At 42.2% G+C, this 10,857-nt stretch carries 12 protein-coding genes; 2 read left to right on the top strand and 10 right to left on the bottom strand.

Annotated elements, in window-relative coordinates; genetic code table 11:
• Nucleotides 1-196: 196 nt before the first annotated feature.
• The 6 genes from ABF638_RS09200 to trpB all read right to left on the bottom strand — a co-directional run bounded on the left by ABF638_RS09200 (nucleotide 197) and on the right by trpB (nucleotide 5,399).
• The gene (locus tag ABF638_RS09200; RefSeq protein WP_435022162.1) at nucleotides 197-826 is read right to left on the bottom strand and encodes a ribonuclease D; all 630 of its coding nucleotides are present in this window, start codon (nucleotides 824-826) and stop codon (nucleotides 197-199) included.
• 89 nt (nucleotides 827-915) lie between these two features.
• Nucleotides 916-1,464, bottom strand: a complete 549-nt coding sequence (locus ABF638_RS09195; protein ID WP_435022160.1) for a CAP domain-containing protein — start codon at nucleotides 1,462-1,464, stop codon at nucleotides 916-918.
• Nucleotides 1,465-1,798: 334 nt separating this feature from the next.
• The gene (locus tag ABF638_RS09190; RefSeq protein WP_435022158.1) at nucleotides 1,799-2,335 is read right to left on the bottom strand and encodes a CAP domain-containing protein; all 537 of its coding nucleotides are present in this window, start codon (nucleotides 2,333-2,335) and stop codon (nucleotides 1,799-1,801) included.
• Between the two features lie 232 nt (nucleotides 2,336-2,567).
• Nucleotides 2,568-2,855 carry a hypothetical protein gene (locus tag ABF638_RS09185; RefSeq protein WP_069072143.1) on the bottom strand — a complete coding sequence of 96 codons (288 nt, stop codon included), beginning with the start codon at nucleotides 2,853-2,855 and terminating at the stop codon, nucleotides 2,568-2,570.
• 119 nt (nucleotides 2,856-2,974) lie between these two features.
• Nucleotides 2,975-4,135, bottom strand: coding sequence for a class I SAM-dependent methyltransferase (locus tag ABF638_RS09180; RefSeq protein WP_435022155.1), 1,161 nt, complete (start codon nucleotides 4,133-4,135; stop codon nucleotides 2,975-2,977).
• A gap of 28 nt (nucleotides 4,136-4,163) precedes the next feature.
• Nucleotides 4,164-5,399 carry a tryptophan synthase subunit beta gene (gene trpB / locus ABF638_RS09175; protein WP_435022153.1) on the bottom strand — a complete coding sequence of 412 codons (1,236 nt, stop codon included), beginning with the start codon at nucleotides 5,397-5,399 and terminating at the stop codon, nucleotides 4,164-4,166.
• 257 nt (nucleotides 5,400-5,656) lie between these two features.
• On the opposite strand from trpB, the gene ABF638_RS09170 reads away from it, so the two are divergent.
• Nucleotides 5,657-6,004, top strand: a complete 348-nt coding sequence (locus ABF638_RS09170; RefSeq protein WP_420760710.1) for a translation initiation factor — start codon at nucleotides 5,657-5,659, stop codon at nucleotides 6,002-6,004.
• A gap of 141 nt (nucleotides 6,005-6,145) precedes the next feature.
• Nucleotides 6,146-6,304 carry a YqaE/Pmp3 family membrane protein gene (locus ABF638_RS09165; RefSeq protein ID WP_334872611.1) on the top strand — a complete coding sequence of 53 codons (159 nt, stop codon included), beginning with the start codon at nucleotides 6,146-6,148 and terminating at the stop codon, nucleotides 6,302-6,304.
• A 194-nt stretch (nucleotides 6,305-6,498) separates the two neighbouring features.
• On the opposite strand, the gene ABF638_RS09160 is transcribed toward ABF638_RS09165, so the two are convergent.
• The 4 genes from ABF638_RS09160 to lpdA all read right to left on the bottom strand — a co-directional run bounded on the left by ABF638_RS09160 (nucleotide 6,499) and on the right by lpdA (nucleotide 10,562).
• A complete protein-coding gene (locus ABF638_RS09160; RefSeq protein ID WP_181928380.1) occupies nucleotides 6,499-7,167 on the bottom strand; it encodes a carbonic anhydrase in 669 nt (222 codons plus the stop codon).
• A 486-nt stretch (nucleotides 7,168-7,653) separates the two neighbouring features.
• The gene (locus ABF638_RS09155) at nucleotides 7,654-7,905 is read right to left on the bottom strand and encodes a DUF5340 domain-containing protein (protein WP_069072137.1); all 252 of its coding nucleotides are present in this window, start codon (nucleotides 7,903-7,905) and stop codon (nucleotides 7,654-7,656) included.
• Between the two features lie 251 nt (nucleotides 7,906-8,156).
• On the bottom strand, nucleotides 8,157-9,047 hold the full coding sequence (gene trpC / locus ABF638_RS09150) for an indole-3-glycerol phosphate synthase TrpC (protein WP_435022150.1): 891 nt from the start codon (nucleotides 9,045-9,047) through the stop codon (nucleotides 8,157-8,159).
• Nucleotides 9,048-9,137: 90 nt separating this feature from the next.
• The gene (gene lpdA, locus ABF638_RS09145) at nucleotides 9,138-10,562 is read right to left on the bottom strand and encodes a dihydrolipoyl dehydrogenase (protein WP_435022148.1); all 1,425 of its coding nucleotides are present in this window, start codon (nucleotides 10,560-10,562) and stop codon (nucleotides 9,138-9,140) included.
• Nucleotides 10,563-10,857: the final 295 nt, after the last annotated feature.

The raw sequence follows: 10,857 nt of genomic DNA, 5'->3' as shown, positions 1-10,857 counted from the left end.
AGGGGGGCTAGGGGGGATCTAATTCTATGCAGCTTCATACAAAATTGGTATAAAGACTTTAGTGCTTAGAAAATAAAATAAGGACTAAAGTCTTTACTACGAACTTGCTTACCTGTCAATGGAAACTTGACAGTTGAGTAGTCTGGAGCGACGAGCAGTCAAAATTTCTTGTCCCTACTCCTCATTCCCTATTTCATCAGTGTTCAAACAAATCCTTAAATTGCAACAAATCTAAGGAAACTATAGTTGGTAGAAATTGAAAACATTCTTGAGCAATTTCCCAACGTTCTTCTCGTTTGAGCATTTCTATTAGCTTCTGCTGCACACTAAGTAAGTAGCGCACATCATTGGCAGCATAACTTAGTTGAGCTTCAGATAAACTAGCGGCGTTACCCCAATCAGAACTTTGAGAGCTTTTATCCAGTTCCACTTGTTCTAATTCTTGCACCACATCTTTGAGTCCGTGGCGATTTGTATAAGTACGGGCTAACTTGCTGGCAATTTTGGTGCAAAAAACAGGCCCAACCTGAATCCCCAGATTGGTTCGCAAAGTGGCAAGGTCAAAACGAGCAAAGTGAAATACTTTTACGACATTCGCCGCTTCTAAAAGTTTTTTTAAGTTTGGAGCGTCTGCTTGTCCTTTGGCTATGCGGATTGCAGTCACTTTCCCCTCAAGGTTACACAGTTGGACGAGACACAAGCGATCGCGCAACGGCAATAATCCCATCGTTTCTGTATCAACTGCGATCGCCGTCGATTCTAAATACTGTTCAAGGGCTGCGTCACTAAGGTCGCGATCGCTCACCTGAAAATCTGGTAATGTCATGAATTGTCCAAAAATAATAGCAGTGTCCAACAGACAAAAGTATTGTCAGACAATACATTATTATTGTGCAAACAAATTAAAAATTAAATCTACCTAGCCCGAAAGAAAAGTTGTGTAAGGTAGACTTCGCCTTGATTATTAGTAGCAACGCCTATTCCAGTAAGGTTGTAATTTCCTTTAAGATTCTTTAGGTGTCCGGGGCTGTTGATCCAACCAGTGACAGCTTCCTCCACGGGGTTGCTATATCCCCGATTGAAAGCAACATTTTCCGCCGCACTGTTGTAGCGCAGAGTAATAGCTTTGACTCGCCCTTCAAACCCCTGATGGCTAAATGGGGTTTTACCTTTAGCCATATTTTGACTATGAATTCTTGCCTGTCGAGTGATACTAGCATTTAGGGTCAACTTTGGCAGTCCTTTAGAAGCCCGATATCGATTAATTTGCTCAAATACTGATTTTTCTAGCTCCGTAGTTTTAAAAGTAGGAGTCGATATTGCAGCCTGACTGGAAAAAAGCGACAACAGCTTATTACGGGTGGATGTATTCGTAGATGGATGATTTGGTATCGGAACAGTCGTTAATCCACTAGCAAGGACAAGCGCACTTAAAGCGATGCCAAAAGCAGTTTGTCGGAACATGGAGAATTGCGTAATGTGTAGAGATATAAGACTTATACTCTACCTCATTGTTCCGACGATATATACCACGATACTATTAAGGATTGATGAATTTCGGCAATTTGGCTATATCCTTTATGAGGAACACAAATAATCATTTCTAATTGTCAATACTTCAATAGGTCAACTTCATGAAAACCATGTTTACTTTTGCTGAGAATTTAAGATTTTCATGCATTACTAAAAAAATAATGTAGTATTCAATAGAGAAATGTCATTGAAGCTACATTACTAAATATTTAACAAAAGATTAGCTAACAAGGAAAAAACCGAAATTTTACTACACTTTTGGGATCTATCTTGGTGTCATAAATATTTGTGTGAAGTAAACTTTGCCTGTACTTGTGACAGCAACACCAATCCCCGTCAAGGTATAATTCTGATTTCTGATATTGGCAAGATGCCCTGAACTTTTGAGCCAACCTTGTACAGCTTTCGTAGCAGGATCAGCATATCCCTGGTTGTAAGCGACATTTTCACCAGCTGCTCTGTAAGGAATACCGGTTGCTACAACACGCTGTGCAAATCCAGTATGTCCAAAGCCAACTTTACGATTAGCCATGTTCTGACTGTGAATCCTGGCTTGATTATCGATGGAAGAATTCCGAGTCAGCGCTTGTCGACCTTGGGAAACTCTGTAGCTATTAATTTGGTTGAAAACTGACTGTTCTATCGCGGCAGTGTCATAGCTCAATGCTGCAACTTTAACAGTATTATTTGATAGTTGTGAAGATAGCGGCGTAAAAGTTTGATTTGTTACAGGAGTAGCGATCGCCCCACTACTAAGAGCAATAGTGCCTAAAGCAACGGCGTAGATTGTTGTTTTAATCATTTGCTGAAAGTAAAGTTCCAGACAATCTAACCAAACTACTGCCAATGTGACAAATTGCTTATAGGTCTATATACTCCTGTTTATACCGTTTTTCGTTCAAAAGCTACCAAAAAACGGTTACATTCACGACTTTACGAAAACTTTGTAATGTTCATGAAAAATTCACATCTATCACTAGTAGTATTTTTTCTGTACAAATGGCATAACTTTCTCCACTAAAACCTCTGAGTGCCTAGCTTTGGTTGAGGGTTTCTAACTCTTCCTGTACCACACGCAACACCCGCGCAATATATTCTGCACGCCACTGTTCCCGTTCCTTAGTTACTTTGGCATCCGGCTCGTAAGCTTCAATCTCAGTAGCCGATAAAATACCTTTAACCTCTAGCAACCGTTCAATGGTGTCTAGCCGCTCATGCAGCACGGATACCTCGCCAGTTAAAGCCATGACGATCGCTAGCAATTTATCAGTTTGCGGATTTTCTAAGTAAACAGGCCGTTTACCCTTGGCTATTTTTGTCATCCTAATACCAATTCTCCAAAAATCAGACCACACATAGAAAAGAAGGAAACTCAGAGAAAATCTGACTTCCTCAATTACGAATTACGAATTACGAATTACGAATTACGAATTACGAATTCTTACTTAGTTGCAGCAACTACAAACCAAGTGCCTTGGCTGCCTGAGTTACCATTTTTAAACAGGCCATTAGTGACTTTTGCTTTCCATGCCCCATTAGGGACAAATTTCTCAAATACCTTATCTGCTGCAAAACCAGCCTCAGTAGCTAGCGGCACTAAATCTAAATCGCGTACAGCACTCCAGAAGGGTTCGTTGTTGTTAGCGGTTTCCCAATCATAAATAAATTGTGTATAAATATCCATGTGACGATATAGGGGTGCTTCCACATGGATCATCATGCCGCCAGGAGCCAGTAGACGATAAGATTCTTGCATAACTTTACGCACAGATGGCGGGGGAATTTCATGCAGCAAAATGTGAGAAACCACTAAGTCAAATGATTCATCCGGAAAGTTAGTATGTTCGGCATTTTGTTGAGAGAAGTGTACCCGTTTTCCCAAGGCTTCGGCTCTTGCATGAGCGTAACGCAACATAGATGCGCCTACATCTATGGCATGGACTTCTGCATCTGGGAAACCATCTGTGTATGGTAATGTGCTATTGCCAACAGAACATCCCATATCGAGAATTTTTCGGGGTCGAAAGTCAGGATACTCTGCTAGGAGGTAGTTCTGGACTATAGATAGCCCCATATCATCGTTGAGCGGCCCCAACCAACCTAGACCATAAACGTAAGCGCCGCGATCGTAGGTTGCGCCGGCAGCGACATCATCATCTGTGAATTCACTGTGATATCCTCCGGGCATACAGTGAATGTCTACAGCTTTTTGATGAGTAGGTATTTGAAAATTTGGGTCGAGGGTTAAAGTACCGAGTTCACCACCCTGATTTTTGGCACGCTCAATTAACTCTGGTAGCTGTCTGTCAACATTGGCATTTACAGCATCCCATAACATTTCCTGGTTGATGCGCTTGAGGGCACTAGTCCAGCGATAGTAGGGTTCGTGCTGCATTACTTCCCGAATTTCATAACGATTCTGGGGAGGACGCTGATGTTCTTGTTCAAACTTCGGTTTGCCTATTTTTTCATAAACTACCTTATTACCAGGAGAGATATTCCTGAAAATGTGCATTTTTAGACTTTGCACAAAGTTTTGGCGTGCCAACTCGTCGTGAGTAGGTTGCGGTAGCATCGCGTGTTGGAATTGTTGATCCATCATTGCTTCCTCCCAAGAATTTTAAGTATATTTACGCAGGATTTAATAACTTGGCTACTGTTTGTACATCCTTATCACCGCGTCCAGAGCAGTTAATTACAATCCGAGGACTGTCGGTTAATTGAGGACAGAGGGTTTCGAGGTAGGCGATCGCATGGGCTGTTTCCAATGCTGGGATAATTCCCTCCAATTTCGATAATCGCTGGAATGCTGCCAAAGCCTCTGCATCCGTCACACTATAGTATTCAGCGCGACCAGTATCCTTTAAATAGCTATGTTCTGGGCCCACACCGGGATAATCTAAACCTGCACTAATTGAGTGTGCCTCAATGATTTGCCCATCTTCATCTTGCAGCAGGTAGCTCATTGCTCCATGCAATACACCAATTCGTCCTTTTGTCAATGTTGCGGCGTGTTTTTCGGTATTGACACCTTCCCCGGCTGCCTCAACCCCAATGAACCGTATAGAAGACTCATTCATAAACTCGTAAAATAGTCCCATAGCATTGGAACCACCACCCACACAAGCCAAGAGAATATCAGGCAATACACCCCATTTTTCCATTGCTTGGGCGCGAGTTTCTTGGCCGATTACTGCATGGAAATCACGTACCATCATCGGGTAAGGATGGGGCCCTGCTACCGAACCGAGGATGTAGTGAGTGGTTTCCACATTTGTCACCCAATCGCGGATTGCTTCAGAAGTGGCATCTTTTAGGGTTCCAGTTCCCGCTTCCACCGGACGCACTTCTGCTCCCATCAGCCGCATTCTGAACACATTTAAAGATTGGCGTTCCATATCATGAACGCCCATATAAATTACGCATTCCAGCCCAAAACGAGCGCAAACTGTAGCTGTGGCAACTCCGTGTTGTCCAGCGCCCGTTTCGGCAATAATCCTTTGCTTACCCATGCGTTTCGCCAACAATACCTGACCAAGGGCATTATTGATTTTGTGAGCGCCAGTATGATTTAAATCTTCGCGTTTTAAGTAAATTTGCGGGCCCGTGCGATCGGGTCGGGCATAATGAGCAGTCAAGCGTTCAGCAAAATACAATGGTGTTGCACGTCCCACATAGTCCCGTAATAACTGCTGTAGTTCTGCTTGAAAACCAGGGTCATTGCGGTATTGCTGATAAGCTGTTTCTAATTCAGCAAGGGCAGGCATGAGCGTTTCAGGTACATACTTACCGCCAAAGCGCCCAAAGCGACCTAGCATATCGGGAACTTGAGCAGTTGAACTTGGAGATAGGGGAGTGGTAGTCACAGGCTGTTTTTGATGACGGGAATGACTTAATTATTATAGAAAGTCTGGGGTATATCTGGGGATTGGGGATTGGGGAGTAGGGGAGCAGGGGAGCAGGGGAGCAGGGGAGCAGGGGAAGCAGGGGGAGAAGAATGCCCCATGCCCAATGCCCAATCCCTTGCAATGGATTTGTGATGTTAGCCTAGAAATTGATATCCCAGCAGAATGGTTGCGTAGAAGTTTCCACTGCCTTTGAAATTTTTCTTAACATTCATTTTATGTCTTCTTCCAATCCCAAATCTTCCGATAAAGGCTTTGTCTACCGCGAATTTGGCAACGACAACTCCGCGGCCATAGAAAGACCAATTCCAGAACTACCCCCACAACAACAAAATCTTAAAGTACAAGCTTCCCGCAAAGGACGCAAAGGGAAAACCGTCACAGTAATTAGTGGTTTTCAAGTCAAACCGGAAACTTTGGCAGATTTGGTGAAGCAGTTGAAAACCCAGTGCGGCACAGGTGGGACAGTTAAAGATAACGAAATTGAAATTCAGGGCGAACACAAGCAAAAAATTTTCGATATTTTGACCAAGCTAGGTTACAAAGCCAAAATCAGCGGTGGCTAATGTTAAGTACGGTTTACCGCATCTAAATCATGACCTAGATTAACAGAGAGAATGTTATCTTTGAGAGGTACAAACATGCTTGAAAAGTGATGAATAACTTCACCAACAAGCTGTCTTTTGTGAGATTAATAGGAGGTTTAAATGGATTTAGTTCGGATTTTGTGTGCCATTTTCGTGCCGCCTTTGGGAGTTTTTTTACAAGTAGGCTTTGGCGTAGACTTTTGGATTAATATACTTTTGACGCTTTTTGGTTACATTCCTGGAATTATTCATGCAGTGTGGATAATTTCTAAGAAATAATTCTTTGCAGGGTAGGTTGGAGGCTCTGCATCCAGTGATAAATTGAGTCAGAGCCTCAATGAGTACATTTACATACAGAAGATGGAAATAAGGAAAATAAATTACCTGCTTTGTATTTGTAAATTTTATTAAACAAAAATCTATAATAATCTCAAGCGTATTGGTTCAGCTTTTGTCTGGCGGTAAATACCAAATTAGCTCTCATTTTTTAACATAGCATAAAGTCTAAACTCCAAAAGCAAGGGGCAGATGTGCAATTGCCATTGCACAGTTGAGACATTCAAATCTTTGATCAACCCAGTGCTTATATCTAATACCCAACCATGAACCATAGGCGCTTTTCGCTCATGGAGTACCTGGCGCATGATAGAAGTTTGGTAAAGATTTTTCACTTGCGCCACAACATTGATTTCCGCCAAACGATTGAGACGTTCTTCTCTTGTTGGCAAGGTATCAATTTCTTCTTGTTTCTGTAAATACAGTTCCCGAATCGGATTTACCCAGTTATCAAGAATTCCGATGGTTCTCCCTTCTAAAGCTGCCTTAATTCCTCCGCAATCGTAGTGACCACAGACGATAATGTGTTCTACTTTAAGATGTAAAACTGCGTATTCTAAAACGGCTAAAAAGTTTATATCTGTTAGAGAAACTTGATTGGCAATATTACGATGTACAAATAACTCTCCTGGTTCTGTACGGGTAAATCTTGTTAATGCCAGACGACTATCAGAACACCCAATGTATAGAAAAGGTGGTGTTTGTCCATTAGATAATTCTTCAAAGTAAGTTGGATCTATAGCTAGCTTTTCGGCAACCCAAGCCTGATTATTTCTGAGTAGTTCGTGAATGCTGTTATATTTCATCTTTCGTTAAATTCGAGAGAGAATCTCATCAATATTTTAACTGATCTACAATTTCTTCTAAATCAAGATGAACTTTTTCAGAGCTAAAAACTTATAAAGATGATATTTTTTCTACAGCATTAATATTATTATTGTATAAATTGTCAAAAGCTAAGTTAGTAGTTAGAGAAACAATAACTATGTATAAATTGAGTGAACTAGCTCAATAAAGTAAAATCTATATCAACTAAACTTTAAGCGTTAAAGCTGCCGATTTCAAATACTAATTTAGGATTTCTATATATTTTTACAATGCAGAGAAAGTTCTGTAACTAGAGTCTATATAGAGGCTTTTAAATCACACACCAAACCGTGCCTTTGGGTCAAGTAAGTGTGGCGGAAATTTTGAGTACTTACCCCTTCAATACACAGAGACATTTTCTGATAATGGTAATATAACTTAACTAAAGATGCCAAATTTGAGGTTGAGATATTAATTTATCAACTTCAATCGGGAGCAACAACTTTGCTATCGTTATGGTGGTTGATCGACCAACGGTGATCAATAGTTACAGAGGAAAACTCGCAAATTTCTTCTAGTCGCTTTTGCTGCACAGCAGCTTTGCGGAGAGTAATAATTAGCTGATTCACCTGATGCCTTAAATCTGGATTATCATTGACTGCTAACATAGTTTGTCTTTCTAAAAGTTGAAGTATAAGTTCGTAGTGAATAGGTGAAGGTAGAGGAATTTGCTCCATGAAGTTAAATTTTGATTTCATATTTGGGATTTTGTATTAATGAGAGTTTGTCTCTTATTAATGAATTGTTACATAATAAATAACTAGTTGCTTATGGCTTTGATTTGATTAGCAATGAAGATTTGGCAAAGATATTGATGATACTTGATGGCAAAGTGCTGCGTGTCTACGCATAGTGTGCCCAATTGCCCAACTATTGTGTGCAGTTAGTTGCCCTGCGCCCCTTATTAGCGCAGGAGAGGTGTAACTTTTCAGAAATTCCTCGGTAATATACGGGCGATCGCAGCGCCGGGATCTGGTTGTTTTACCAAAGATTCTCCAATGAGTACAGCAGATGCACCTGCTGTAAGCACCAAACTCAAATCTTCTGGGTTGTGTAGTCCTGATTCGCTGACAACAAGGATGTTTTTCTCTTGCAATTGGCTACCTCTTGCAGCCAAAAGTTGGCAAGTGGTTTGCAGGTCAACAGAGAAATCTTCCAAATTGCGATTATTGATTCCTATCAAGGAAACCCCATCTAAGGCTAACACACGGTCAAGTTCTGCCAAACTATGGACTTCAATCAAGGCTGCCATTTTTAGATTGTTAGCAATTTTGAGGAAGTATTTCAAATCTTGATCGCTGAGAATAGCTGCAATCAACAAAATGGCATCTGCACCCTGAACTCGCGCCAAGTATATCTGGTAAGCGTAAACGATAAATTCTTTGCACAGTATGGGCAAATCTACGGCTGCCCGAACCTTTGCTAAGTTATCAAAACTACCTTGAAAGAACTTGACATCCGTTAGCACAGAAAGACAACTAGCACCACCTTGCTGATAAGATTGGGCGATCGCAACTGGGTCAAAATCTTCTCGTAAAACGCCTTTGCTAGGTGAAGCTTTTTTGACTTCGGCAATCAATGCTGGATTAGTCTTACCTTGGCGCAAGGCGGCGACAAAATCACGGGTTGGCGGCGCGGTAAGTACCTGTTTAAGCAATTGCTGCAAAGGAACTTTTTCCCGCATTTGGTCATATTCTACTTCTTTCTGCCAGACAATTTCCTCCAAAATGTGGTTTGGCGCTGCATCAGGTACGACAGCCTGATAACGCAATATAGATACATCAATAGCTGGGTTAGGTGAACGGCGGCGAATTTGCATAATTTGTCATTAGTCATTGGTCAGTGGTCATTTGTCAATGGTCATTTGTCCTTGTTTATTAGCAAAGGACAAATGACAGAGGACAAATGACTAAATGGCTCGTTTATAAGCTTCGTCCAGGACTTCTGAGAGTGTCGGGTGGGCGTGAACTAGATGTGCGAGGCTTTGGACAGATTGACGGTTTGCGATCGCAGCGGATGCTTCGTGAATTAAGTCTGAGGCGTGCAGTCCGAAAATGTGGACTCCTAAGACTTCTCCTGTATCTTTGCGATATATCACCTTGGCAATACCGTCGGCTTCATTTTCTGCCAACGCTTTGGAATTCCCTTTGAAGTAACTCCGACTTGTAGCAATTTCAAACCCTTCGGTTTGTCCCAACTCCTTAGCTGCGGTTTCTGTTAAGCCCACATAGCTGACTTCTGGGTGGGTAAATGCTGCTGCGGGGATGCTGCGATAGTCTACTATTCTTTCCCTCCCAACTATATTTTCTACTGCGATGATGCCTTGAGCAGAAGCCGCGTGTGCTAACATCATCTTCCCATTCGCGTCGCCAATTGCCCACAGATGCGGCACTACTTCACCAGATGACAGAACAGCCATGCGATCGTCAACTGGGATAAAGTTCCGCCGATCAACTTCTACACCCACAGACTCTAAACCTAGATTTTTGGTCGCTGGGATGCGTCCCGTAGCCACCAAGCAAGCATCTACTTCGATGACATCTACATCTTCTTTGGTTTTGAAATCTGCTAATTCAATCACCACAGGTGAACCAGGAGTGACTTTTTTGGCGTATATCCCCACTTTCGTTTCAATATCGCGAGGACTAATCAGCACCCGTTCAGCAAGTTTGGCAATATCGCGGTCAAATCCTGGCATTAACTGATCTAGGGCTTCAATCAAGGTGATTTCACAACCCAAAGCTGAGTAAATATCAGAAAATTCTAAGCCGATGTAACCACTACCAATAATCGCCACCCAATCTGGTAACGACTCTAACTTGACACCTTGATCGCTGGTAAAGACAGTTTTGCCGTCTACTTCAATTCCTGGAGGCACAAAAGGAATTGAACCGGGGGAAAGAATGATGTCTTTGGCTGTGATGGTTTTTTCACCACCGTCTCCGGTAACAGAGACTTTTTGCGCCCCAGCAATTTTTCCCCAACCCCTGATGATATCGACTCCTAGACGTTTGAGGCTGTTGGTTAAGTCGCCTTGAATTTTCGAGACGAGATTACCAGCATGGTTAGCGATCGCTTGGCGATCAAATTCCACGCTTCCAACTTGAATTCCCAACGACTTGAGGTGGTGGGCATCACGTAACTCCCGCACACGTCCAGATGCCGCCAGCAACGCTTTAGAAGGAATACAGCCCCGATTAACACAGGTTCCTCCCATATCAGCAGCTTCAATAATCGCTGTTTTCAGACCGCAACTTACGGCGTGTAAGGCTGCGCCATGTCCGCCTACACCAGCGCCGATAATTACTAAATCGTAATCAAATTCTTGACTCACGTTAGTTTCCCCGTGTGCTTCGCCTATTTATTCTCAACTTGACCGACAATCAGCGCAACCCCTTTAACAGTTATCAGTTATCAAGGAAGGCAGGAGGCAGAGGGCAGAAACTCTTTATATCTGATTTTGAGTCCTGCATTTTGTACCTTACTTATTTGCAAACTGCTGTATCAGTGAACACTAGGAACTGGTAACTGATTTAGATCCCTACCATACGCCCGATAACTATTTACTGATTTAACGTTCGGGTTTTGCTGACTTAGATTATGATTCAATCACTTCTGGCGAAAAGATG

Origin of the sequence: Nostoc sp. CALU 1950 (genome assembly GCF_051172895.1) — a bacterium.
Lineage (GTDB): Bacteria > Cyanobacteriota > Cyanobacteriia > Cyanobacteriales > Nostocaceae > Nostoc > Nostoc edaphicum_A.
This window is presented reverse-complemented; position numbering and strand designations above follow the sequence as displayed.

Excerpts from the sequence above, each read along its gene's own strand:
- ABF638_RS09190 (WP_435022158.1), bottom strand. The coding sequence starts at position 2,335 with ATGATTAAAACAACAATCTACGCCGTTGCTTTAGGCACTATTGCTCTT.
- ABF638_RS09180 (WP_435022155.1), bottom strand. The coding sequence starts at position 4,135 with ATGATGGATCAACAATTCCAACACGCGATGCTACCGCAACCTACTCAC.
- ABF638_RS09195 (WP_435022160.1), bottom strand. The coding sequence starts at position 1,464 with ATGTTCCGACAAACTGCTTTTGGCATCGCTTTAAGTGCGCTTGTCCTT.
- ABF638_RS09165 (WP_334872611.1), top strand. The coding sequence starts at position 6,146 with ATGGATTTAGTTCGGATTTTGTGTGCCATTTTCGTGCCGCCTTTGGGA.
- ABF638_RS09200 (WP_435022162.1), bottom strand. The coding sequence starts at position 826 with ATGACATTACCAGATTTTCAGGTGAGCGATCGCGACCTTAGTGACGCA.
- ABF638_RS09170 (WP_420760710.1), top strand. The coding sequence starts at position 5,657 with ATGTCTTCTTCCAATCCCAAATCTTCCGATAAAGGCTTTGTCTACCGC.
- ABF638_RS09155 (WP_069072137.1), bottom strand. The coding sequence starts at position 7,905 with ATGGAGCAAATTCCTCTACCTTCACCTATTCACTACGAACTTATACTT.
- trpC (WP_435022150.1), bottom strand. The coding sequence starts at position 9,047 with ATGCAAATTCGCCGCCGTTCACCTAACCCAGCTATTGATGTATCTATA.
- ABF638_RS09185 (WP_069072143.1), bottom strand. The coding sequence starts at position 2,855 with ATGACAAAAATAGCCAAGGGTAAACGGCCTGTTTACTTAGAAAATCCG.
- ABF638_RS09160 (WP_181928380.1), bottom strand. The coding sequence starts at position 7,167 with ATGAAATATAACAGCATTCACGAACTACTCAGAAATAATCAGGCTTGG.